Source organism: Phaeodactylibacter sp., from assembly GCF_040219495.1.
GTDB lineage: Bacteria > Bacteroidota > Bacteroidia > Chitinophagales > Saprospiraceae > Phaeodactylibacter.
Genome location: NZ_JAVJSK010000117.1, coordinates 17,326 through 40,892, shown reverse-complemented (window position 1 = coordinate 40,892; position 23,567 = coordinate 17,326). Strand labels below are relative to the sequence as shown.

The following is a 23,567-nucleotide window of genomic DNA, read 5'->3' as shown; positions in this document are numbered from 1 at the left end:
GCCGTGACACACCTGACACCCATTTTTATGGCCCTGCTGTGGGTTTCCTTTGCTGGATTTTCGGTGACTGCTCTGGCACAGGAATCGGAAAACAGCTGGTCCACCGCATTACACGGGCAAGCCACGCTGCTGGGTCGCTACTATCCCGGCCAAAATCCTGCCGGGCTTTACCGCTGGCAGGGAGAAGCCCGTGCAGAGCTGGAAGGCGAGCTGGCCTACGGCAAATACTGGAAAGGCCGGGCTGTGGTAATCGCTAATGCTAATCCGGAGGAACGCCGCAGGAACCGCCTGTGGGTGAATGAATCCTATGTTTACTACCGTAAAGGGCACTACTTCCTGAAAGCGGGGAAACAAACAGTCAAATGGGGTTCCCTCACTGGCTTTAGTGCAATGGACCTGGCCAACCGCTACGACTACTACGATGTGTTGGACACCGAAGCAGAGCGACTGGGGCTTTGGGGGCTGGAAGCCCGCTACAGCAAAGGGCGTACGGAGCTTATGCTGCGTGCTTTCCATCCCGACAACCGCTCCCGCCTGTACCTGGAAGACAACCGCTGGGTGAACCTGCCGCAGCGTATGGCAGTACCGGGCGGAGAAGCCCTGATGGCTTACGAAGGCGCAGCTTCGCATTACCAAAAACGCCTGCCCCTACTCAGTGGCAGCCTTTCCACGGAAGTGGGGCGGGTGCAGGTGCGCGGCAGCTGGCTGTACGGCAATAACGATATTCCCCTCAGCCAAATACAATTACAGGAACCGATGGTGAGCCCGGTACCTTATGAAGTGCAGCTCCACTTTGAGCCCATGATGATCAGTGCACTGAATTTGAGCACCTGGGCCGGCGAGTGGAACCTCTGGGGAGAGGCGGCTTTTGTGGACAGTAAACGCATCGGCGAGTCCGGCGAGACCACCCCTGACCGCTACACCTTTTGCTCCTTAGGAGCGGACCGCTTCTGGACCTTTGAGCATCCGGAACGGCACCTGAGGCTGGTGGCGCAGTTCCTGCAGGTCTTTCCGCACCAAAGTGTGCAGTACGCGCCCACCGAGATCGATCATATTTTTCAAACTGCGCTGCTGATAGATACTGAATTGCAAATCAACTACAACTGGTCAGCTGCCCTGCGTGCGGTGGCCGAATTCCAGGCCGAAGGCTTTTACCTTGAGCCCCGGCTGATCTGCAAAGCCTGGGCACCGCTGCGGGCAGAGCTAAGCGGTGGCTGGCTCGGCGGATCCGGGCAGAGCTTTTTCGGGCATTTCAAGACCAACAGCAGAATAGCTTTACACCTAATCCGACCCATCCTATGAAAACGACGACAACAACCCTATCCACCAATCAGCTGCTGCCAGCCGCGGAGTCTGGTTCGGCGCCAGCTATCGATAATACCCAACTGATGGCGGCCCGCTTTTTCCCGCCCTACATCCACCGGGTGGGGCAGGTCATCAATACGGTGCATCAGGTGCACTCCAAGGCGGGCTGCCGGCTGACAATGGGCGCACTTTCAGTGGCGGTCCGCCGGCCAGTCAGGGCTGCCGACCGGGTATTTTACGAAAGTGGGCAACAGCAGGAGCACCGTTGTGGCAAGCACCGGTTTTACACCTACACCTTTGGGCAGGGGCCGGCTGTATTGCTACTCCACGGCTGGTGCAGCAACGGTGCGCGCTGGGCACCCTACGTACAGGAACTATGCCGCGCCGGCTATCAGGCTGTTGTGATGGATGCGCCCAGCCACGGACAATCGCCCGGGCGTTTTCTGTCAGTGCCGGACTACATCCGCTGCGCCGGTCAGCTCATCCGTTCGCGTGCGCACTGGCATGCCGTTCTGGCCCACTCTATGGGTAGCCTGGCCGGGGTGATCAGTGCGAGTGAGCAAGCCCGTGAAGTCCGTATTGGGAAGTTTGTCCTCATGAGCACCTTCTCCAATTGCGATGCCCTGATGAGCAAATTTGCCCGCTGCCTCGGCGTATCTGAGACCGTACTATCGGATACCCGGGCATGGATCCCCAAATATACGGGCAAGCCGCTGAGCTATTTTTGCCTGATTGAGCATCTGCAGCAGCTCGGCACGCCCAATACCCTGCTTGTTGCCGACGAAAAAGATATTGTCGTGCCCCTTCAGGAGACCAAAGCTATTCTGAATGCCCTGCCGTATGTGAAGCCTATCATTACAAGCGGGCTGGGGCACAACCTGCGCTGCGATACTGTCCGGCGGCAGGTACTAAATTTCATAACGCCTTAACGCATGCAACACCCGCAACTATCACCCGACACCCTTGAGCAAATGCTACTGGCCGAGCTGGAGAACACCTGGCAGGAAGTGGACGAGCTGATCCGTGAACAGGAACAAAGTAAGCTCCCGACCGCCATTATCCGGCAATTTCATCCGAAACCGTATATTTGGAACCGGGCATCCCGATACTGCAAACGGATATCAGCAAACCTATACCGCCTATGGAAGACCGACTTAAGATATTGATTGTGGAAGACGAGCCCCTCATTGCAGAGGATATTGCCGACCTCTGCCAGCTCAACGGTTATGAAGTTTGCGGTATCGCTCACCGGGGCGGTCCTGCCCTTACGCTAATTGAGTCGGAGCGCCCGCAGCTGGTTTTGCTGGATATCAACCTGGAAGATCAAATCAGCGGTCTGGACATCGCCGCCTACCTGCGGGAAAAGTATGCCATCCCTTTCATCTTCCTGACCTCTTATGCGGATGCAGCTACTCTGGCTAAAGTGAAGGAAACTGCCCCCCTTGGCTACGTTGTCAAGCCCTTCACCGGAGAGCAGTTGTATTCCACCATAGAAATTGCCTGGGCGCAACGCTCCAAAACCCTCGCTCCGGAGCTCGACCTGGAACGCATCAACGCTGCCCTGCCTGACTCGCTTAGCCGCCGGGAACAAGAGGTAATGTCCTGCATCTACAAGGGTAAAAACGCACAGGCAACGGCGGACGCCCTTTTTATCAGCATCAACACTGTGAAGTTCCACCTGAAAAACCTGTACGCCAAATTTGATGCCCACAACCGAGTAGAGCTGCTGTACAAATTGCAGGAAATCATGAAGGGGTAATAAAAGCGGTTTATTCCGATCCAAACCCCAGGAAAGTTGGTTATTAACTTGAGAGCGTGTTGGGACTTTAGTAATCGGTCTGCAAACTACACTTTTTCGCTTATACTTCGTCCCGAAAATCCTCATTTAGCTAGGGCTAAACTCCGGTTTTCGTGCCTCGTCTAACCAAAAAATTGTTAGTTTTCGACTAGAAGACAAAAGTCCCAACATGCTCTAAGAGCGCGTCGGGACTTTAGTAATCCGTCTGCAAGCATCGTCTACACCACAAATACATGATATGACTGCAACCCGATGGATATTCACTGGTTTGGTGCTTTGCGTCACTCTGCAAATGCAAGCTCAAAAGTACGAGCAGGAAGCACGTATCCGGGCTTCGGAAATGCCCGCGGCTGCATTAACCTATCTTGAAAAAAACTACCCCGGGCAAAGGCGGACACGCCATTATATGGAGCACAGCCGTCAGGGGCAGGAAGCAAAGCTTACTTTATATTTCGAGTCTAAATTCAAGTCGGCAGGGTACCGGTATAGTGTGAAGTTTGATAGCCTGGGGCAATTGTACGATGTGGAACGGATCATCAAATCCGACCAACTCCCCTCCCCTGCCCGGCATTCGATACATGAAGATTTGGGCGCCTCCTTTCAGCACTTCCGTATTGAGAAAATTCAGGAACGCTACCTGCCAACGGGCTCCTTGGCGGGTTACGAACTGGAAGTCCGGGGCAAACGTGGCGAAGTCGTGGGCTACTTTGAGCTACAATACGGCCCCGGGGGGCAGCGGCTATCCCTTGAGCCTGTTGAACAGGATTCCAACCCCTTCTTTTTCTTTTAAAACACTCTTATGAAGCGACTTTTGACCGGGCTGCTGTGCATGAGCATAGTCCAAATGACTTACGCGCAATCAAAAACAGCAGAGTCTTTTTTTCAATTTTCCAAAGGCTTTGAGCTCTCGGAGCGGTGGTCAGCAGACGTGCGCACAGAGCTGCGCCTGATACATTGGGAAGCAAACGAAGAGCTACAGCTATCCTGGTCGCAGCTGTACGTGCAGGGCGGTCTGGCTTATGATCTGAACAGCAACTGGAAACTGGGCGCCACCTACCGCTTGTCCCGGCGGGGCAGCCTTGACGAGGTGCCCAATACCGAAAACCGCTTCGCCCAGCAGATATCCACGAGTCAGCGATTGCGCAAATACCGGCTGCGGGAGCGTTTGTTGCTCGAGCAGCGCATTTTCCCTAAGGAGACCCGGCACCGGTGGCGTTTCCGGCTGGCATTAGACTACCCGCTCAATGGTGAGCGCCTGGATCAGGGCGAGTGGTACCTCAACCATCAGGTGGCTTTGTTGTCCGAGCCATTCGAAACCGATGCATGGACAGGGCGCGAGCACCGCCTCTACACCGGCACCGGCACCTTACTGCCAACCGGTAGCCGATTGGAGATCGGGATTGAAGCCCGTTTCCCAAGAGAAGCCTCCAATGGGCGCTACGGGCAGCGCTGGGTACTACGGACCAACTGGTCCTGGTAAGCGTTCCTCGATTTTTCATCCAGATTCATCGCATTTTGACGCAAATCCCCGGAGAAATTCGTACTTTGAAGGAGTATTTAAAAACCGCGCAGCCCCGAAACCACGCGCAATAAACCTGATAGACTATGGGATTTTCACCTGTTTTGATTGCCTTGATTTTCTTCGGCATCATTATTCTCTTTTCTGGCATCTTCACCGTGCGTCAACAATCTGCTGCGCTGGTGGAACGCCTGGGCCGGTTTTACGGTATCCGCCGCTCTGGCCTTCAGTTCAAAATTCCGATCATTGACCGTATCGCCGGCCGGGTAAGCCTGAAGGTACAGCAGCTGGATGTGAATGTCGAAACCAAGACCCGCGATAACGTTTTCGTCAAACTCCGGGTATCTGTACAATACTACATCCTTCCGGAGAAAATTTACGATGCCTTCTACCGCCTCGAGAACTCCCACGAGCAGATTACGGCATACGTATTTGATACCGTCCGTGCCGAGGTCCCTAAAATGAAGCTGGACGACGTCTTTGAGCGCAAGGATGACATCGCCCTGGCGATCCGCCGCGAGCTTGAAGAATCCATGAATGAATATGGTTATGGCATCGTGAAAGCCCTGGTGACCGACATTGATCCGGACATCGAAGTTAAAAATGCCATGAACCGCATTAACGCTGCCGAACGTACTAAACTCGCTGCCGAGTACGATGGGGAGGCTGAGCGCATCCGCATTGTGGCCAAAGCCCGTGCTGAAGCCGAAAGCAAGCGCCTTCAGGGCCAGGGTATTGCTGATCAGCGCCGGGAAATTGCCCGCGGACTGGAAGAGTCAGTGGAAGTGCTGAACAAAGTAGGCATCAACTCGCAGGAGGCTTCTGCCCTTATCGTGGTCACACAACACTACGACACCCTGCAGTCAATGGGTGAGAATGCCAACAGCAACCTGATTATGATGCCGAATGCACCTAGCGCCGGCGCCGATATGCTGTCGCAAATGACCGCCTCTTTCGTCACTGCTCAGCAGTTGGGCGAAGAGATGAAGCAGAAGAACGCAGCTAACGGCAGCCATAATAAAGGGTAGCACACCAATTTTCTGAAGCAAAATAAAACCGTCCGTGCATGCATTGCTGCTCACGGGCGGTTTTGTATGATAAAAACATTGCGACGAATTAAAGAAACCCTGTTGGAGGCGATTCCACCACGGCCTGCGCCTATTTGCTTCTCATTTCCATTTTCATTCCTATCTTTAGGCACCATCCCCGGTTGAACCAAATGAGACGTCCCCAATCAAATTGTATAATCACTAAAAGAAGTATGAAGCAATTAAACACGTTTGCATTAAGCCTGATGGTATGTCTCTTCCTCAGTGCCTGCGCGACTTCGCAAAAAACATCGGAAGCTTCGGCGGAAGCCACCGCCAGTACCGAAAGCAAGGAAGAGGACGAGAAAAAAGATGAAGACAAGGACAAAGACAAAGGCTACGACGACATTATCACGGATGAAGCCATCACGGATGAAGGGCTCTTCACCACGCACAAAGTGGAAGACAAGTACTACTTTGAAATTCCTACGGAACTGCTCAGCAAGGAAATTCTGGTGGTCAGCCGGATTTCCGGGCACGTGAAAGGGCTTAATTTTGGAGGGGCAGGCATGAAGTCCCGCCCGCAGCAGGTCATCCGCTGGGAGCAGCAGTACGATCACATCCTGTTGCGCTCGGTTTCCTACAATAGTGTGGCCAGTTTTGAAGACCCGATCTACAAGTCGGTAAAAAACAACAACTTCGAGCCCATTATCGAACGCTTCAAAATTGAAACATACAACCCGGATTCCACGGCAGTGGTCCTGGAAGTTGGGAAGTTCTTTGTAGAAGATGTGCCTATGCTGGGCCCACTTTCAGACAGTCAGCGGAAAAACTTTGGCATTAAAGGGCTCGATGGCGGCCGCAGCTTCATCAAGCATATGAAAGCCTACCCATCTAATATTGAGGTGCGCCATGTACTGACCTTCAAAGGCAGCGACCTGCCAGACAATCAGCTGACCGGCACGCTTTCCATTGAGATGAACCAATCCTTTATCGAACTGCCGGAAGAGCCCTGGCAGCCCCGCTACTACGATGACCGGGTGAGCTATTTCAGCCTGAGCCAAATCGACTATAGCGCCGACGAGCAGAAAGCAGCCAGAAAGCGGTACATTACCCGTTGGCGGCTCGACCCTTCCGATATGGAAGCCTACAAGCGGGGCGAACTGGTGGAGCCTAAAAAGCCCATCGTTTACTATATCGACCCGGCCACACCGGAAAAATGGCGCCCCTACCTCAAGCAGGGCGTGGAAGACTGGCAGGGCGCTTTTGAAGCCGCCGGTTTTAAGAATGCCATCATTGCCAAAGACCCACCGAGCAAGGAGGAAGACCCGGAATGGAGCCCGGAGGATGTCCGCTATTCGGTCATCCGTTATGTCTCTACAGAAATTCAGAATGCCATGGGCCCGCACGTGCATGACCCCCGCACTGGCGAAATCCTGGAAAGCGATATCATTTGGTACCACAACGTGATGAACCTCCTCCGCAACTGGTTCCTCATCCAAACGGCAGCAGTCAATCCGGCTGCCCGGGGTGTGAAATTTGAGGACGAACTGATGGGCGAGCTGATCCGCTTTGTGGCGGCGCACGAAGTTGGGCATACGCTGGGGCTGCCTCACAATATGGGCTCAAGCGTGGCTTATCCGGTAGACTCTCTGCGCAAGGCGGGTTTTGTGCAGCGCATGGGCGTGGCACCCTCCATTATGGACTATGCCCGCTTCAACTACGTAGCTCAGCCCGAAGATGAAGGTGCGGGCCTTTTCCCGACGATTGGCCCTTACGACACCTGGTCGATCATTTACGGCTACAAGCTCATTTCGGAAAGTGACAGCGCAGAGGATGAACGCGCTACGCTCAATGAGTGGATCAAAGAGCGGGCAGACGATCCGATCTACCGTTTCGGTCAGCAACAGTGGCGCGTAGTAGACCCCAGTGCTCAGACGGAGGACCTCAGTGGAGAGCCGGTCAAAGCCAGCGACCTGGGTATCAAAAACCTGCAGCGCATACTACCGCAATTGATCGACTGGACCAACCGCGAAGGAGAAGACTACGATGACCTGGAAGAGCTCTACAAGCAGGTCGCCGGTCAGTTCCGCCGCTACGTAGGCCACGTAGGCAATAATGTGGGCGGTGTTTACGAATACGACAAGACCTACGATCAGGAAGGCCCGGTGTACACCCACGTACCGAAGGACCGTCAAAAAGCCGCTGTGGATTTCCTCGACCGGCAGCTGTTCACCACTCCATCCTGGATGATTGATAAGGACATCATTTCCCGCGTAGGCGCTACGGTGATTGTGGACCTCATCCGGGGCTTACAGTCTTATGGCATCAACCTCCTGTTCGACAGCAAGCGCCTGAACCGGATGATGGAGAACGAAGCGCTCAATGGTACGGATGCCTATACGATGGGCAGCCTCTTCAAAGATACCCGTGATGGCATTTTCCGGGAAGTCCGGCAGGGCGATGCCGTGGACCCTTACCGCCGTAATCTGCAGCGTCTCTACGTTGACCAAATGGGCGAATTGCTCATGGAGTCCGGCGAGGACGCCGACTACAGTGACCAAAAAGCGATGGCCCGCGCCAGCTTGTCCCGTATTGAAAAACTGCTGGAAGCTCAGGGCGGCAAGGCCAAAGATGCAGCCACCACGGCTCACTACGAAGACCTGCTGGCCCGCATCGACCTGATACAGGAAGGCAAAATGCCCGCTGGCAAAAGTGGCCGTTCAAGCAGCCTTCAGGAAAGCGATTTGCACTTTAACTGCTGGCACGACTAGCATTGAGGGCTGACTCACTGACGAAAATTATCCATCGCCCCTTTCCGAAACCTCCGGGAAGGGGCGGTTTTGTTTTGGCGGTGCGGATTATACTAGTGCCTCGGGTCCTAAATCCCTGACACCCCAAGTTTCGTTCTTTTGCAGCTACTTGTCGTTGGATCCCGGATAAATCCGGGATTACATAGCGCTGCTATGCGCGGGAACCTCCACCTCAATTAGCTACAAAATAACTTCAACTTAGGTATCAGAGACTTAAAACCCGAGGCACTAGGATGTTGGGCTTCTGGTTGAACCCTGGCATTTTTTAGGTCAGGCGAGGTACAAAACCGGAGTTCAGCCTTAGTCCTAGTACTAATTTGAGCAGTTTTTCTGCATTCTACCCTTTTAGAACAAGTCTATTTTTTATCTTTTCACATTATTTTCAAAACAAAACCACGATTTATGCAGAACCGGCGAAAATTTATAAAGCAATCCACAAAGGCAGCCGTTGCGGCAGCGCTACTCCCTTACTACGGCTGTAGCAGTGGAACTGGTGATACTACAGGCGCAGAAAAGGAAGGCACTGCTGCGCAGGAAATGGCCGATGACAGCCATAAGCTGGATAAATTTGGCATTCAGCTCTGGACCCTGCGGGACATCATAGCGGATGACCCAAAGGGCGTACTCAGGGCGCTTTCCGAATTCGGTTACCAGCAAATTGAAAGCTACGAAGGCAAGGATGGTATTTTCTGGGGCATGTCCAATACCGAATACAAAGCGTACCTGGATGAATTGGGCATGGAGGCCATTTCTTCTCACTGCAATATCAACAAAGACTTTGAGCAAAAAGCACAGCAAGCCGGAGAAATTGGTATGCCTTACCTGATTTGCCCTTACATTGGCATGAAAGAATCTCTGGACGACTACAAGCGTGTTGTAGATCAATTTAACGAATGCGGCGCCATTTGCAAGAAATACGGGCTGCGTTTCGGGTACCACAACCACGATTATTCCTTTCAGGAGCTCGATGGGCAGATCATTCAGGATTACATGATGAAAAATACGGATCCTGATACCGTAGACTTTGAAATGGATATTTACTGGGTAGTCACCGGCGGAGCAGATCCGATCGCGTACCTCGAGCAGTACCCCGGACGGTTCAAGCTCTCGCATGTAAAAGACCGCATAAAGGACGTCCCGGCGGATGAGCGTGCGGCTTCCTGCATACTGGGCAACGGCTCGATTGATCATCCAAAGATTCTGGATATTGCCGAAAAGCAGGGCATGAAGTACTTCATCGTTGAGCAGGAACGCTACGACGAATGTGCCCCGATTGATTGTGCCAAAGCGGACGCTGACTACCTGAAAGGCATCAAAATTTAAGGCTTAATGAAGCTATTGGGAAAAGCAACGGTGGGCCTGCAAACGGCCCACCCCATTCGCATCCTCCAATTTGGGGGCGGCAACTTCTTACGCGCTTTTGCGGACTATTTAATTGAAATTCTGAATACAGAAGCTGGCTTTGATGCCGGTGTGGCTTTAGTAAAGCCGACCGAGCGGGGCGATTACACCGCCCTCCGTAAACAGGATGGACTGTTCCAGGTACTGACCGAGGGCATCCACGAAGGGAAAGCCGTTCAGGAGATCAACCGGGTCCACTGCATTCAGCAAATCATTCACCCCTATCAGGACTGGCCGGCCTACGTGGCGACCGCTGCCCTGCCGCAACTGCGGTTTGTGCTGTCCAATACCACAGAATCTGGTATCGCCTTCCGGGAGGAGCCTATGGTACCGGGCCGCCCGGCACAGGAGTTCCCAGGCAAGCTCACTCAATGGCTCTACCACCGCTTTACCCACTTTGACGGGGCCGCGGACAAAGGCTGTATTGTTCTGCCCTGTGAGCTGATTGAGGAAAACGGGCAGCAACTGAAAGCCTGTATCCTGCAGTACGCAGCACACTGGCAGTTGGGAGTAGCATTCGAAACCTGGATTGATGCGCACAATATCTTCTGCAATACCCTTGTAGACCGCATCGTCCCCGGTGCCCCTCCTCAGCCGGAGCCCATCTGGGCCCAAACCGGACTTGAAGACCATCAGCTGGTCACCGCCGAACCCTATTTGCTATGGGCAATCGAAGCCCCGGTTTCCGTTCGTGAGGAACTGCCTTTCGGACAGACCCGTCAAAATGTGGTTTTTACCGATGATTTAAGCACCTACCGCACACTGAAAGTCCGGCTGCTGAATGGTGCACATACCGCTATGGTGCCAGTCGGGCTATCCCACGGCATCACTACGGTACGGGAATTCGTGGAACACCCGGACTGGGGCCCCTGGCTAATCGCACTGCTCAAAGAGGAAGTGGCTCCTACCCTGCCCTACAGCCCCGAAACGATCAGTGCCTATATAGAGACCATCATCGACCGCTTCCGCAATCCTTACATCCACCACAAGCTTGCCGATATTGCCCTGAATAGTATTTCCAAATTCAAAGTGCGGTTGCTGCCGACTGCTTTGGCGTACCATGCACAAACCGGTCAGGCCCCACCCCGGATTGCGGCCTCCCTTATGGCCCTGCTGGAATTGTACAAAGGGGAATACTCTGGGCTGCCCCGGGATCAGGCATCGGTAGTTACCTGGTTTCAGCAGGAATGGGCCAATAATCAGCGGGAAGCATTAGTTGGTAAAGCGCTGTCTAACACAGACCTGTGGGGACAGGATATTCGTTTCATGGCACCGGCTGTGCTACAGGGTTGAGGTGCTATGTTTAGTACCTAAGCATTTTTGCGATAAACACCGTAGATAAAATCGCTGTCATGATTTTGCAAATAGGCATCTTCTGAAGTAAAAAGCCGTTGCAGCGCCGCCCGGGCTTCGGGTTCCGGGTCAACAAAGTGATGAGCGATATCCTTCAGGGCAAGCATAAGCAGGTTGCCACCGTAGGAGCGCTCCTGCAATACCTCAAAATGCCGGTGCAAAGCCGGTATAATGGCCGCGGAGTCGACGCATTCTGAAGGGTCAGCCAGAATCATCCTCCACAACCCGGGGCCGGATACCCGCTGTTTAAGCACGTTGGTTTTGAAGCGGCGGCGGTAAGCTGCCGGAATCAACCGGAGCGCTTCGTTGATAGCCTGGATTTGCACCGGTGGAAACTGCAGCCGATTGGGGCCTACATATTCATTGATGAGGAGCAGCCCTCCATTCCGGAGCACCGGCTTTATTTTATCCCGGATTAAACTTTCCACCGCTTCGAAGTGATGGAGGGAAGCGTGAAAGAGCACCACATCGTAATGCCCTTCGGGCCAGTCCATCTGATAGAGGTCTGCTTCCATAAACGCCATATTTTGCAAGCCCAGCTGAGCCGCTTTCGCCTGAGCGGCTTTCAGCAGGTTACCGGCAATATCTACACAGACTACCCGGTCAAAATGAGGGCTTTGGGCAAAGGTTAGCTCGTGGCTGCAAATACCCGACCCCAGAGACAGCAACCGCAAGCCTGTTTTCCCGTCAAGGTGCTGCTGCATGAAGTAGGGCTCATAGGGCAGGTCCGGATCACCGGTAATGAGCTGATTCCAACGTTGGCGCACAGCAGGGATGATCCACCAGTTGGCCGCCTGCAGCCCGACATCGTCGAAGGCGCTCCGGGTACGGGCCTGAGCCGCCCAAGAGAACTTAGAGGCCAAAAAAGACAGCCCCCGCTGCCGCAGTTTGGAATACGCTTCTGAAAAATCGTCTGTAGTCAGATACGGCATTTAGTCCTGTTCTGCTTTAGCCTTCAGCTCATCCACACAAGCCTGAAAGCTGTTGAAAAATCGATCCGGCCCAATGACACCAGGCAAAAGTTGCACTTTGGCGAAGCTTTCCCGGATCAGGTCATTGGCACCGGTAATGTAAACGGCAATCCCTCGTTTTTGCCAGTCGGTAATCACATCCTCCAGCGTTACCATACCGCTTTGATCCATAAAAGGCACCCGCTCCATACGAATGATCACTGCCCTGACCCCTCTGATTTCGTGGCAGTGCTCCCGGTAGCGGTTGGCAAAACCAAAAAACATTGGCCCGTCGAAGGATTGCACATAGACTTGCTCGGCCAGCTCCGCCGGGATGGATTGACTCTCGCCCATAAAATCCTGCAGGGTCCTGGATTCCTGAGAAGAAGTCAGCGACCGGCTCATTTTATTGATAAAAAACAGGGACGAAGCCACAAAACCAATAGCGACGGCATTGAGCAGGTTATCAAACAGGGTAACCAGCAGTACAATCGTCCAGGTTGCGGCATCCGACTTCGGGATCCGGAACAACATTTTTATGCCCTTGGTGTCGATAATACTTGCCCCTACGGTGATGAGGATACCGCCCAGCACACTCATTGGGATGTAGCGGACATAATCGGCAGTAGTGGCTACAATCAACAGCAGGATGACGCCCTTTAGGATACCCGACCGTTTGGTTTGGGCCCCGGCGTTGATGTTGGTCACGGTGCCCATCGTCGCACCTGCGCCCGGCAGCCCTCCAAATGCGGCAGCCAGGAAGTTGCCGGCCCCCTGCCCGATGACAGTCATCCGGCTATTGTGTTTGGTCTTTGTCAGGTTATCGGCCACAACGGAGGTCAACAGGGAATCAATCACCCCCAGCCCACCGAGCATTACCGCCGGCGTGATGATGTATTGCAAATCACTGATCTCCAGCTCCAGCAACCGGTGCAGTTGCAAGGCAGGCAGCTTTTTAGGGATATTGCCGATTACAGGGACGTCCAGTTCGAAAAAGACGGCGATTAAAGTGCAAAGGACAAGGGAAAGCAAAATAGAAGGGACCTGTCTGGTGATTTTAGGAAAAAGATAAACCAGAGCCACCGATAATGCACCCAGCCCGGCTGCATAATAATTAATAGATTCCACCCCACCCAGGCTGATGAGAATAGTCAGGAAGCCCCCCGGATTGTCCAGTCCAAGTATAGGGAAAATCTGAGCGGCGATAATGATACAGCCGATGCCCGCCATGAAGCCGGATAAAACCGGGTAAGGCATAAACTTCACGAACCGCCCAAAATCGAATACACCGAACAGCAGTTCCAGCACTGCAGCCAGCAGGAAGGTGGCCAGGATGAGCGGCAGTGCGTTGTGCATGTCGCCACCGGATTGTGCCAGCCCGGTCGTGACCACCGTGGCAGCGACCACCGTCATAGGCCCGGTAGGGTCAGAAATAAGTGTTTTCGTACCGCCCCAGATGCCCGCTACAATAGCCAGAATAATGGCGGTGTAGAGCCCGGCTTCCGGCCCCAGCCCCGACTGTACGCCAAACGCCAGTGCCATCGGCAAAGCAATAATGGCCGCTAAAAATGCGCCGGATAAATCTCCTTTGAAGGTGGAAGCAGGAGGCTCCTTTCTGAATATGGGTCTAAATGGCATGATGGTCTACTGTAAGTTTTTGACGGCCATGCTTTGTCGTATGCAGCCGTAAAAGTAGACCATTCCAGTAGGATTGCCAAATAGGCTTGATGCGTTGGGAGGTACTGCAGGGTCAAAAAGGTGACGACAGAGCCTGTTCCGCAGTACCCCCGGAGCTGCTAAACCACTGGTTTACAATAGGTAAAGCACCGGTCACAGCCTTAGAATCGCTTGCCTACGCCCAGTCCAAAACTGAAAGTGGTAAAGGCATCAGCCCGCATATCATAAAAAACGGTAGGGTACAAATCCCAGTGGTGCTCCAGTTCCAGCTCATATTCCAAACCTACCCGGAAGAGCATGAACTGCTCGTTGATGTCAAACTCCACTCCGGGCCCAAGCACAAAGACGATCCCTGAGTCGAGGTGATAGAGCAAGTCTAAAGTCGTTACAACGGGAAACCGCCGTTCGGTAAACTCATTGTTCTCCCGCTCTACGATGAAAGTTTCCAGCTCAATATCATTGTGCAAGCCAAGCCCCCAGCGTTTGTTGAACCAGTACTCTACATCCAGCCCGTAGGAGGGAATGGCGATGCGCCCTCCGTCTGAAAGGCCTGGTATAAAGGTGTGGCTGATAAATGAAGCGAAGCGGAAATGCGGGTCATCCGATTGCTCCCGGCTACTATGTGGATGTTGGCTTTCCCGGTGCTGCGCATTAGCCTGAAGGCTCAGCAGCATAGCTCCCGCTATGGCAAGTGTGGTCAATATTAATCGCATGTCTGATTACTTTTTTACAAAGCAACGCAAATCAGAAACGAGAGTAAGTGAAATGCATCACACTGAAGGGTTAGAAACCAGTAAAATCCTCCCTTCAGCACCGCCAGAGCTGGAAAGCGATAAAAAATTCAACCATCGAATTGTTTTTTGCAATAAACTTATCTAGTTTTGCTCCTGAAAATTATCGTTAATGAATCTGTTACACCTTTGTCTTCTGGTCCTGCTAAGCCTGGCTCAAACGCCTGATGCTAATGCTGTGCGCACAGAAGCCAATGCTGTTGTTACGCTTCAAGGCTCAGATTCAGAAACGGATGGATACGCAGCAGCCTCCCCGCTTGCTGACTTTCTGGCGGTTGTCTCTCTGATCTCTGAATCGGTAGATGAGGAAGAAAACGAGGAATCCACTTCTGATGACAGCCCTGACTGCACTTTCTTTGCCCGTATTAATAGCCTGCCCTTCTCCGGGTTGCCCCTTAATGGGTCAGGTACGGGCTCAACTGCTTTTGTGCACCCCACTCCTCTATTCCTTTTATTCCAGGTATTTCGGAATTAGGCCGACTTCACCAACTTTCCCTTTTTCCCGTAGCTCCGGCTGACCCTGTCAATCATTCAGTTGAATGGCTCACGCAGGTCTGAGCGCACCTCGCAATCCAATACATTGTACGTGTTGGAAACAGGACAGGTATGCCCTCCAGGGCTATCCCCTGTGCCCTGCTGCGAGTCTGTCAGCCTGAAGACGCATTAATCTGTAACCGAAAGAACTGGCAACTCCGCTGATAAAGCAGAACGGAAGGTCGGCGCCTGCCGGTAAACGTCATACATCAATCAATTAAGGATCATGAACACAAAGCTTATTTTCTTGTGCCTGTTGGCCGCAGTATTCACCGTGAGCTGCGAGCACCAACCCCACAAACAACACGAAATCGGGACTCTGGAGGTCACCACTCCTATGAAAAAGGATACGATTTACTATAAAAATTACGTCTCCCAAATCCATGCCTATCAGCACATAGAGCTCCGCGCGCTTGAAAAAGGCTACCTGCAAAAAATCCTGGTCGATGAAGGGCAGTTTGTGACGAAGGGGCAACTCTTGTTCCAGATCCAACCGACCATCTATCAGGCCGAATTGCGTAAAGCGCAGGCGGAAGTTGCCAGATCTGCCATTGAGTACCAGAACACTAAGACACTGGCTGATAGCAATATTGTTTCTCAAACCGAGCTGGCCCTCGCCAGTGCTAACCTGGAAAAAGTAAGAGCCGACTCCGCTTTGATGCAGGCCCACCTGAACTTCACGGAAGTGCGTGCCCCTTTTAGTGGGATTGTGGGGCAGTTTGAAGACGTCCGCCTGGGCAGCCTGCTCGATGAAGGCGAACTGCTCACCACCTTGTCTGACAACAGTCAGATGTGGGTCTACTTCAATGTACAGGAAGCGGTCTATCTGGATTACATGAAGCAGGTGCGCTCTTCTGAGCCTACTCCCCTGAAATTAAAGTTAGCCAATAACGAGCTTTTCGGGTACGAAGGTACGGTCACTGCTATTGAGTCAGACTTCAACAACGCCACCGGAACGATCCCTTTCAGAGCCACCTTCAAAAACCCGAACAAGCTGCTCCGCCATGGGCAAACCGGCAACATCTTATGGCCGGTGGAGCTGAATGACGTGGTCATCATCCCTCAAAAGGCCACCTTTGAAGTCCTGGACAAAAAATTCGTCTTTGTGGTTGATGAACAAGGGCAGGTGCATTCCAGAGAGATCGAAATCGGAGCGGAACTCAACCACGTCTATGTGGTCCGCAGCGGCTTAAGCCTGCAGGATCAAATCCTGATTGAAGGTCTGAGAAAAGTGCAGAACGGTGATCATATTGAATTTGAAAAGAAAGCGCCTTCCGCTGTTTTTGCAGAACTCGAACTTCACGCTGAATAACCCTAACCGCTCAAAAAGGATACTGTCATGTTTCAAAATATATTAAAACGGCCGGTGCTGGCTATCGTGCTATCGGTCACTATTGTTTTCGTGGGGCTGTTGTCCATCTTTCAGCTCCCGATCTCTCAGTTCCCTTCTATTGCGCCGACCACGGTGAACATCTTCGTAGCCTACCCCGGTTCCAGTGCGGATGTGCTGACCAAGTCTACGCTTATTCCTCTGGAGACCGCGATCAACGGCGTGCAGGATATGCGCTACATCGCCTCCGATGCCACGAGTGCGGGCGAGGGTACGATACGCGTGGTCTTTGAACCCGGTACGGACCCCAATCAGGCTGTCGTGCGCGTCAAGACCCGGGTAGACCAGGTCATGCCCAACCTCCCCCCATTGGTGCAGCGCGAGGGGGTCGTCATCACGCCCATACAGCCCAGTATGCTGCTGTATGTCAACCTCTACAGTGAGGATGGGAGTAAGATAGACGAGAAATTCCTGTACAACTACGCCTACACCAAGATCACGCCCGAGCTTCAGCGTATCAAAGGGATTGCCCGCGCCAACATCCTGGGCTCCCGCAAATACGCCATGCGGGTCTGGCTCAAACCGGACCGGATGCGCGCCTACAAGATATCCGCGGAGGAAGTGCTGGAAGCCATGCAGGAACAAAGCCTGATCGCCCGCCCGGGCCGGCTGGGCCGGAGCTCCGGCAAAACGGCGCAGTCGCTGGAGTACGTCCTCACCTATCCGGGCAGGTACAATACCCCAGAACAATACGGAGATATCATCATCAAGAGTACGGAAGAAGGGGAACAAATCCAGCTCAAGAATATTGCAGAAGTAGAGCTGGGCAGTGAGTTCTTTGATATTTATTCCAATATGGACGGCCGGCCCTCCTCCTCTATTGTCCTCAAACAAACCCTGGGCAGTAACGGCAGGGAGGTGATTGCGGCGGTCAAGGACAAGATATCAGAGCTGGAGAAAGACTTTCCGGCCGGCATCAAGTACCGCTACAGCTACGATGTTTCCAAATTCCTCGACGCTTCTATGGAGCAGGTCGAGCATACCATCCGGGACGCCTTCATCCTGGTAGCCTTGGTGGTTTTTATATTCCTGGGCGACTGGCGTTCCACCCTTATCCCCATTCTCGCGGTGCCGGTATCCCTCATCGGGGCCTTTTTCTTTATCAGCATGTTTGGATTATCCATCAACCTGATTACCCTATTTGCCCTTGTGCTGGCCATTGGAGTGGTGGTAGACGATGCCATCGTGGTGGTGGAAGCCGTTCATGCCAAGATGGAGGAAGATCCTTCTCTTTCGCCCTACCAGGCTACCCAAAAAGCAATGGGCGAGCTAACCGGTGCCATTATTGCCATTACCCTGGTCATGACTTCCGTGTTTTTGCCGATCGTTTTCATGACGGGCCCAGTGGGTGTTTTCTACCGGCAGTTTTCCATTACTATGGCCAGCGCAATTGTCATTTCCGGACTGGTGGCCCTAACGCTGACACCGGTGCTCTGCGCGATCATCCTCAAAAATAACCACGGAAAACGGAAGAAATCGTTGTTCGACCGCTTTATTGACGGGTTCAACCGCCTCTTTGAGAAAGGGACCGGCGTTTATGTCAATGTGCTCAACCGGGTCGTGGCCCGAAGGTTCTTCACCTTTGCCATACTCGCGCTTTTCATTGCCGGTATCGTATTCGAAAACCGTATTCTTCCTGCCGGGTTTGTCCCTAATGAAGATCAGGGTACGATCTACGCTATTGTGCAGACCCCTCCCGGCTCTACTCTTGAGCTGACCAATGAGGTAGCGCGGCAACTGCAGAACATTGCCGAAGAAATAGAAGGCATCGAATCCGTAACCTCTCTGGCCGGTTATGAGATCATGACGGAAGGCAGAGGGTCTAACGCCGGCACTTGCCTCATCAACCTCGAGCCCTGGTCCGAACGGGAGAAAAACGTCCACGAAATTATGGAGGAGCTCGAAGAAGCAACTCAGGACCTCGGAGCCGTCATCGAATACTTTGAGCCCCCTGCGGTACCGGGCTTCGGTTCTTCGGGCGGGTTTTCCTTCCGCCTCCTCGACAAAACCAACTCAACGGATTATCAGGGCTTTGATAAAATCAATCAGGCTTTTTTGAGTGCCCTGCGGGAGCGGGAAGAACTGACCGGGCTGTTCACCTTTTATGCGGCCAATTACCCGCAGTACGAGTTGGAAATTGACAATCAGGCAGCCATGCAGAAAGGCGTTTCCATTGAAGCCGCTATGGAAAACCTCAATATTTTGATTGGCAGTACCTACGAGCAAGGGTTTATCAGGTTTGGGCGCTTCTTCAAAGTGTACACACAGGCGGCTCCCGAATACCGCAGATACCCCTCTGACCTCGATGAGTGGTTTGTCAAAAACGAAGAAGGCGAGATGGTCCCTTACGCTGCATTCATGAAGCTAAAAAAGACACAAGGGCCCAATGAGATCACCCGGTACAACCTTTACAACTCAGCCGCCATCAGGGGGCTGCCGGCACCGGAATACACCACCGGAGATGCCATTGCCGCCATTAAAGCAGTAGCCGAAGCAACCCTGCCCCGGGGCTACGATATTGCCTGGGAAGGCTTGTCTTACGATGAAGCCAGCCGCGGCAATGAGGCTCTTTACATCTTCTTAGTCGTGGTTTTCTTTGTGTACCTGGTGCTTGCTGCCCAATACGAAAGCTTCGTGCTGCCCCTGGCGGTCCTGTTCTCCCTGCCCATTGGCATATTCGGGACTTTCTTCATGCTGAAGGTGATGGGCCTGGCCAACGATGTGTATGCGCAGATCGGGATGATCATGCTCGTGGGGCTACTCGGGAAAAACGCAGTGCTGATTGTAGAGTTTGCCGTCCAAAAACACAACGAGGGCTCTTCTATCTTCGATGCTGCCATCGAGGGAGCGAAGGTCCGTTTCCGACCCATCCTGATGACCTCTTTTGCCTTTATTGCCGGACTGATCCCCTTAGTGACGGCCCATGGTGCGGGCGCGGTAGGCAACCAAACGATCGGCGCTGCTGCTTTAGGCGGTATGTTCTTTGGCACCATCTTCGGGGTGCTGATTATCCCGGGGCTTTACTATGCATTTGCCAAACTGGTAGAGGGCAGAGACCTCATCCGGGATGAAGCGCACTCTTCCCTTTCCGGAGAGTACGTTGAAGGTCAATCCCAGGCGTCACTAATGAAAAAACTGACCAACCTGGACCTCTTAATGAAAGTGCGCAACCGAAAAAACAAGAAAAATGACAAATAAGAAACCTTTATATAGTACCTGGGTCCTCCTGGCCCTGGCTTTGATGGTAAGTAGCTGCAATGTGCCGGAAACCGCACTGATGGAAGTCAGCCAAAGCGCCCCCGTACGCTTTGATGCGGCAACGGCACCCGACAGCCTTAATGCAGCGGCTGTTCAATGGCGGGACTACTTCGATGACCCCAACCTGACGGCGCTGATTGATACGGCCCTTCAAAACAATCAGGAATTGAATATCGTCCTTCAGGAAATCGAGGTGAGCAGAAGTGAGATCCTGGAAAGAGAAGGGGAATACCTACCCTTCGTCAACCTAGCGGCCGGGATGGGCGCAGAAAAACCCGGAAGGTATACCCGGGCCGGTGCAGTGGAAGACCAACTTGAAATAGAACCCGGCCGTGCCTTCCCGGAGCCAATGGGCGATTTCCAGGTGGGAGCAGTTGCCTCCTGGGAGGTTGACATTTGGCGGAAGCTGCGCAATGCCAAAGATGCAGCAAGGCTGAGGTACCTGGCCGCCAACGAGGGCAAAAATTTCCTGGTCACTAGTTTGGTGGCTGAAATTGCCCGGTCTTACTACGAGCTGATGGCTCTCGACAATCTGCTAAACACCGTCAACGAAAACGTGGTGATCCAAACGGAGGCACTGAACAAGGTAAAACTGCAGAAAGCGAACGCCAGGGCCACGCAGCTGGCTGTCAACCGTTTTGAAGCGCAATTGCTCAACACCCGCAACCTGCAGTACGGTATCCGGCAGCAGATTACCGAAACCGAAAACCGGCTCAACTTCCTGGTGGGCAGGTACCCCGATACCCTCCCGCGGAATAAGGAGGCTTTTATGAATCTGCAGATCGACAGCATACAGACGGGGCTCCCTTCGGATTTACTGGAAAACCGCCCGGATATCCGCCAGGCAGAATATCAGCTGGCTGCGGCTAATTTGGATGTGGAAGTGGCCAGAGCCGACTTCTATCCCCGGCTTGACATCAGAGCCGGGCTGGGCTTTCAGGCGTTCAACCCGACGTTCCTGATCAACCCGGAGTCGATTGTTTTCAACCTTGCAGGCGACCTCATGGCTCCGCTGATCAACAAGAAGGCTATACAGGCCCGCTATAACAGGGCTTCTTCTATGCAGGTGCAGGCGGTGTACCAATATGAGCAAACCGTTCTGATGGCTTATACCGATATCCTGAACCAGTTGAATAAGCTAAAGAACATCTCGAACAGTGTCGGTACAAAAGCACAGGAAGTTGCGCTACTGAATGAATCGGTGAGGATCGCCAACAGTCTGTACCGGAATGCCCGTGCGGACTATGTGGAAGTCTTGCTGACACAGGAGGAGGTGCTTGATGCGAAAATGGAATTGCTGGAGACGAAACTGCTACAGCTGACGGCTAAGGTAGACCTTTACCGGGCGCTGGGTGGTGGCTGGCGTTAAGAGCGTGTTGGGACTTTAGTAATCGGTCTGCAAACTACACTTTTTTGCTTATACTTCATCCCGAAAATCCTTCCCGCAAACTGCGGGACAGGCTATTTAGCTCAGGCTAAACTCCGGTTTTCGTACCTCGTCTAACCAAAAAATTGTTAGTTTTCGACTAGAAGACACAAGTCCCAACACACTCTAAAGGGTTTAGCGCCAACTCAGATTGAAGCTTATACCGGAAGTCAAAACTTGTTTGCCCGGTACTCAGAACTTCACCTTTTGCTTAAAGTAACTATGGAGGCGCGGTAAGTTCATTTGAACAAATTGCTGCACTTTTTTAGAACGGGTCAGCAGCACCGTCAGTATTAGGGTAGTGATCATGGGACTATATAAGGATGTTCATGGCAATCGCTCTTATAACGCCCATGCCCTTCCGATTGTTGCGCCTACCAGCCCAGCAAAAGTTTTAAGGAAATCATAAAAGTCATCACGATCACGAAGTACCGGAATGCCTGCTCTGGAATGCGTTTCACGATTAGGATTCCGGCGAAGACGCCCAGGACGATGACCGGCAATGCCAGCAAATTGGCCCGGAAGCTGTGCCAGGTGATGGTCTCCCATACCAAGATGTGAAAAGGGAACTTGAAAAGGTTGATGATCATGAAAAACCAGGCAGTTGTCCCGATAAAGTTGTTTTTGGGGATACGGGTGGAGAGCAGGTACACGGCCATCACGGGCCCGGCCGCGTTGCCGATCATGGTGGTAAAACCGCCCAGTCCACCAAAAACAGCGGCCACGTATTTATTACCGGACATGAATGCGGAGAAACGGGTCTGTTCCTGCAGGATCAGCAAAATCAGGCTGCTGATAATGATGACCGCAATCATGTCCGTAAAAACGGCATCATTAACATAGTACCCCACACCGATAGCTACAAGCACGCCCACCACCGCCGTTGGCAGCAGCCGCTTAATGTAGTGCCATTCCGCGTGCCGGTTGTAGTAGCTCACTGCGAACACATCCGCCATGGAAAGCATAGGCAGGACCAGCCCTACGGAAACCTTGCCACCAAAAGCGGCAGCCATCATAGGTACGATGAACATCCCCAGCCCCTTAATGCCTGCCTTTGCCATACCAATAAGCAGGGCTGCGGTGAAGAGCACCATCCATTGGTCCGAATTAAACTGCTGCCAGATTTCAGTCATATGCCTTTTCGTTTTGCCGATCACCAAATAATAAGCCGGTCGCTCCGCAACGGGAACAACCGGCTCTGTTTTTTTGTGCCTTCTCGTCTAACCAAAAAATGCAGGTTTTGAATAGAAGACCAAAGTCCTATCACGCTCTTATGCGTTGACGTACAGTACTTCTTTTGCCGCCTTCACAATCTTGTCCGCATTGGGCAGGTAGGCATCTACCAGTGTAGGGGCGTAAGGCAGTGAAGTATCCGCCGCATTCACACGAGTGACCGGAGCATCGAGATAGTCAAAAGCGTACTTCTGAATCTCGTAGGCGATTTCAGCAGAAACGCCAGCAAAGGGCCAGCTTTCGTCAACCACCACCAGGCGGTTGGTTTTCTTCACAGACTCCACGATGGTTGCGTGGTCAAGCGGGCGGATAGTCCGCAGATCAATCACCTCTGCTGAGATGCCCTCTGCTTCCAGTGCCTTGGCGGCTTCCAAAGTTGGGAGCATCATTTTATTGAAAGACACGAACGTGATATCGGTGCCTTCCCGGCGAACGGCAGCTTTGCCTATCGGCACCAGGTACTCACCCTCAGGCACTTCGCCCTCGTAGCCGTAGAGCATTTCGGCTTCCATCATACAGACCGGGTCATTATCGCGGATTGCAGACTTCAGCAAGCCCTTCGCGTCCCCCGGTTCAATGCAGGAGATGACTTTCAGCCCCGGCACATTGGCCATCCAACTTTCAAACGTCTGAGAGTGCTGCTGCGCCAGCTGTCCGGCACTACCGGAAGGCCCGCGGAATACGATAGGGCACTTGAACTGTCCGGCAGACTGAGAAAGCGTCTTGGCGGCATTATTGACGATCTGATCAAATGCAAGCACTGCAAAGTTCCAGGTCATGAATTCAACAATAGGGCGCAACCCGTTCATGGCCGCACCAACACCGATGCCAGCAAAGCCCAGCTCGGCAATGGGCGTGTCAATCACCCGCTTGGGACCGAACTCGTCCAACATGCCTTTACTCACCTTATAGGCTCCGTTGTACTCGGCGACCTCTTCTCCCATTAGAAAGACCGTCTCGTCTCTGCGCATCTCTTCCGACATCGCTTCATTGAGTGCATCACGTAGTGCCAGTTTCTTTGCCATTTGTATTTTTTAATTGAGTGATATAGTTTGATGCCTGACCGGCCCGGTTTGCGGGCATCATCCGAA

19 protein-coding genes are annotated in these 23,567 nt (G+C 52.9%); 14 read left to right on the top strand and 5 right to left on the bottom strand.

Going from position 1 to position 23,567, the window contains the following annotated elements; all coding sequences use genetic code 11:
- Positions 1–3: 3 nt before the first annotated feature.
- The 10 genes from RIC19_RS18250 (at position 4) to RIC19_RS18205 (ending at position 11,157) form a co-directional block, all read left to right on the top strand.
- Positions 4–1,302 carry a hypothetical protein gene (locus RIC19_RS18250; RefSeq protein ID WP_350179790.1) on the top strand — a complete coding sequence of 433 codons (1,299 nt, stop codon included), beginning with the start codon at positions 4–6 and terminating at the stop codon, positions 1,300–1,302.
- The gene (locus tag RIC19_RS18245; protein ID WP_350179789.1) at positions 1,299–2,234 is read left to right on the top strand and encodes an alpha/beta hydrolase; all 936 of its coding nucleotides are present in this window, start codon (positions 1,299–1,301) and stop codon (positions 2,232–2,234) included. Before RIC19_RS18250 ends, RIC19_RS18245 begins: the two co-directional genes overlap by 4 nt.
- Before the next feature lie 3 nt (positions 2,235–2,237).
- Positions 2,238–2,471, top strand: coding sequence for a hypothetical protein (locus tag RIC19_RS18240; protein ID WP_350179788.1), 234 nt, complete (start codon positions 2,238–2,240; stop codon positions 2,469–2,471).
- Positions 2,447–3,064 carry a response regulator transcription factor gene (locus tag RIC19_RS18235; protein WP_350179787.1) on the top strand — a complete coding sequence of 206 codons (618 nt, stop codon included), beginning with the start codon at positions 2,447–2,449 and terminating at the stop codon, positions 3,062–3,064. The genes RIC19_RS18240 and RIC19_RS18235 overlap by 25 nt, the downstream gene beginning before the upstream one ends.
- Before the next feature lie 277 nt (positions 3,065–3,341).
- The gene (locus RIC19_RS18230) at positions 3,342–3,893 is read left to right on the top strand and encodes a hypothetical protein (RefSeq protein ID WP_350179786.1); all 552 of its coding nucleotides are present in this window, start codon (positions 3,342–3,344) and stop codon (positions 3,891–3,893) included.
- Between the two features lie 9 nt (positions 3,894–3,902).
- Positions 3,903–4,583, top strand: coding sequence for a DUF2490 domain-containing protein (locus tag RIC19_RS18225; RefSeq protein WP_350179785.1), 681 nt, complete (start codon positions 3,903–3,905; stop codon positions 4,581–4,583).
- 125 nt (positions 4,584–4,708) lie between these two features.
- On the top strand, positions 4,709–5,650 hold the full coding sequence (locus tag RIC19_RS18220) for an SPFH domain-containing protein (protein WP_350179784.1): 942 nt from the start codon (positions 4,709–4,711) through the stop codon (positions 5,648–5,650).
- 233 nt (positions 5,651–5,883) lie between these two features.
- Positions 5,884–8,424 carry a zinc-dependent metalloprotease gene (locus RIC19_RS18215; protein ID WP_350179783.1) on the top strand — a complete coding sequence of 847 codons (2,541 nt, stop codon included), beginning with the start codon at positions 5,884–5,886 and terminating at the stop codon, positions 8,422–8,424.
- Between the two features lie 441 nt (positions 8,425–8,865).
- Positions 8,866–9,786 (top strand): sugar phosphate isomerase/epimerase family protein, encoded by a 921-nt coding sequence (locus RIC19_RS18210; RefSeq protein ID WP_350179782.1) that lies wholly within the window; start codon positions 8,866–8,868, stop codon positions 9,784–9,786.
- Positions 9,787–9,792: 6 nt separating this feature from the next.
- Entirely contained in the window at positions 9,793–11,157 is a 1,365-nt protein-coding gene (locus RIC19_RS18205) for a tagaturonate reductase (RefSeq protein WP_350179781.1), read from the top strand.
- A gap of 17 nt (positions 11,158–11,174) precedes the next feature.
- On the opposite strand, the gene RIC19_RS18200 is transcribed toward RIC19_RS18205, so the two are convergent.
- The 3 genes from RIC19_RS18200 to RIC19_RS18190 all read right to left on the bottom strand — a co-directional run bounded on the left by RIC19_RS18200 (position 11,175) and on the right by RIC19_RS18190 (position 14,557).
- Positions 11,175–12,149: a class I SAM-dependent methyltransferase gene (locus RIC19_RS18200; RefSeq protein ID WP_350179780.1), complete on the bottom strand. Its 975-nt coding sequence runs from the start codon at positions 12,147–12,149 to the stop codon at positions 11,175–11,177.
- Positions 12,150–13,805, bottom strand: coding sequence for a SulP family inorganic anion transporter (locus tag RIC19_RS18195; RefSeq protein WP_350179779.1), 1,656 nt, complete (start codon positions 13,803–13,805; stop codon positions 12,150–12,152).
- Between the two features lie 200 nt (positions 13,806–14,005).
- Positions 14,006–14,557 carry a hypothetical protein gene (locus RIC19_RS18190; RefSeq protein WP_350179778.1) on the bottom strand — a complete coding sequence of 184 codons (552 nt, stop codon included), beginning with the start codon at positions 14,555–14,557 and terminating at the stop codon, positions 14,006–14,008.
- Positions 14,558–14,747: 190 nt separating this feature from the next.
- On the opposite strand from RIC19_RS18190, the gene RIC19_RS18185 reads away from it, so the two are divergent.
- From RIC19_RS18185 to RIC19_RS18170, 4 genes are all read left to right on the top strand, one after another.
- Complete coding sequence (locus RIC19_RS18185) at positions 14,748–15,110, top strand: hypothetical protein (RefSeq protein ID WP_350179777.1); 363 nt, start codon at positions 14,748–14,750, stop codon at positions 15,108–15,110.
- Positions 15,111–15,395: 285 nt separating this feature from the next.
- Positions 15,396–16,481, top strand: a complete 1,086-nt coding sequence (locus RIC19_RS18180; protein WP_350179776.1) for an efflux RND transporter periplasmic adaptor subunit — start codon at positions 15,396–15,398, stop codon at positions 16,479–16,481.
- Between the two features lie 27 nt (positions 16,482–16,508).
- Complete coding sequence (locus tag RIC19_RS18175; RefSeq protein ID WP_350179775.1) at positions 16,509–19,757, top strand: efflux RND transporter permease subunit; 3,249 nt, start codon at positions 16,509–16,511, stop codon at positions 19,755–19,757.
- Positions 19,747–21,186, top strand: a complete 1,440-nt coding sequence (locus tag RIC19_RS18170) for a TolC family protein (protein WP_350179774.1) — start codon at positions 19,747–19,749, stop codon at positions 21,184–21,186. Before RIC19_RS18175 ends, RIC19_RS18170 begins: the two co-directional genes overlap by 11 nt.
- A 431-nt stretch (positions 21,187–21,617) precedes the next feature.
- Here RIC19_RS18170 and RIC19_RS18165 read toward each other — a convergent pair whose 3' ends face one another.
- Both RIC19_RS18165 and RIC19_RS18160 read right to left on the bottom strand, forming a co-directional pair.
- Positions 21,618–22,376 (bottom strand): sulfite exporter TauE/SafE family protein, encoded by a 759-nt coding sequence (locus RIC19_RS18165; RefSeq protein WP_350179773.1) that lies wholly within the window; start codon positions 22,374–22,376, stop codon positions 21,618–21,620.
- A gap of 138 nt (positions 22,377–22,514) precedes the next feature.
- Positions 22,515–23,501: a pyruvate dehydrogenase complex E1 component subunit beta gene (locus tag RIC19_RS18160; protein ID WP_350179772.1), complete on the bottom strand. Its 987-nt coding sequence runs from the start codon at positions 23,499–23,501 to the stop codon at positions 22,515–22,517.
- Positions 23,502–23,567 lie beyond the last annotated feature (66 nt).

Bases quoted from the DNA above. Each gene is read 5' to 3' on its own strand.
- RIC19_RS18225 (WP_350179785.1), top strand. From the start codon at position 3,903: ATGAAGCGACTTTTGACCGGGCTGCTGTGCATGAGCATAGTCCAAATG.
- RIC19_RS18170 (WP_350179774.1), top strand. From the start codon at position 19,747: ATGACAAATAAGAAACCTTTATATAGTACCTGGGTCCTCCTGGCCCTG.
- RIC19_RS18195 (WP_350179779.1), bottom strand. From the start codon at position 13,805: ATGCCATTTAGACCCATATTCAGAAAGGAGCCTCCTGCTTCCACCTTC.
- RIC19_RS18220 (WP_350179784.1), top strand. From the start codon at position 4,709: ATGGGATTTTCACCTGTTTTGATTGCCTTGATTTTCTTCGGCATCATT.
- RIC19_RS18175 (WP_350179775.1), top strand. From the start codon at position 16,509: ATGTTTCAAAATATATTAAAACGGCCGGTGCTGGCTATCGTGCTATCG.
- RIC19_RS18200 (WP_350179780.1), bottom strand. From the start codon at position 12,149: ATGCCGTATCTGACTACAGACGATTTTTCAGAAGCGTATTCCAAACTG.
- RIC19_RS18205 (WP_350179781.1), top strand. From the start codon at position 9,793: ATGAAGCTATTGGGAAAAGCAACGGTGGGCCTGCAAACGGCCCACCCC.
- RIC19_RS18245 (WP_350179789.1), top strand. From the start codon at position 1,299: ATGAAAACGACGACAACAACCCTATCCACCAATCAGCTGCTGCCAGCC.
- RIC19_RS18215 (WP_350179783.1), top strand. From the start codon at position 5,884: ATGAAGCAATTAAACACGTTTGCATTAAGCCTGATGGTATGTCTCTTC.
- RIC19_RS18210 (WP_350179782.1), top strand. From the start codon at position 8,866: ATGCAGAACCGGCGAAAATTTATAAAGCAATCCACAAAGGCAGCCGTT.
- RIC19_RS18240 (WP_350179788.1), top strand. From the start codon at position 2,238: ATGCAACACCCGCAACTATCACCCGACACCCTTGAGCAAATGCTACTG.
- RIC19_RS18235 (WP_350179787.1), top strand. From the start codon at position 2,447: ATGGAAGACCGACTTAAGATATTGATTGTGGAAGACGAGCCCCTCATT.
- RIC19_RS18190 (WP_350179778.1), bottom strand. From the start codon at position 14,557: ATGCGATTAATATTGACCACACTTGCCATAGCGGGAGCTATGCTGCTG.
- RIC19_RS18160 (WP_350179772.1), bottom strand. From the start codon at position 23,501: ATGGCAAAGAAACTGGCACTACGTGATGCACTCAATGAAGCGATGTCG.
- RIC19_RS18165 (WP_350179773.1), bottom strand. From the start codon at position 22,376: ATGACTGAAATCTGGCAGCAGTTTAATTCGGACCAATGGATGGTGCTC.
- RIC19_RS18180 (WP_350179776.1), top strand. From the start codon at position 15,396: ATGAACACAAAGCTTATTTTCTTGTGCCTGTTGGCCGCAGTATTCACC.
- RIC19_RS18185 (WP_350179777.1), top strand. From the start codon at position 14,748: ATGAATCTGTTACACCTTTGTCTTCTGGTCCTGCTAAGCCTGGCTCAA.
- RIC19_RS18230 (WP_350179786.1), top strand. From the start codon at position 3,342: ATGACTGCAACCCGATGGATATTCACTGGTTTGGTGCTTTGCGTCACT.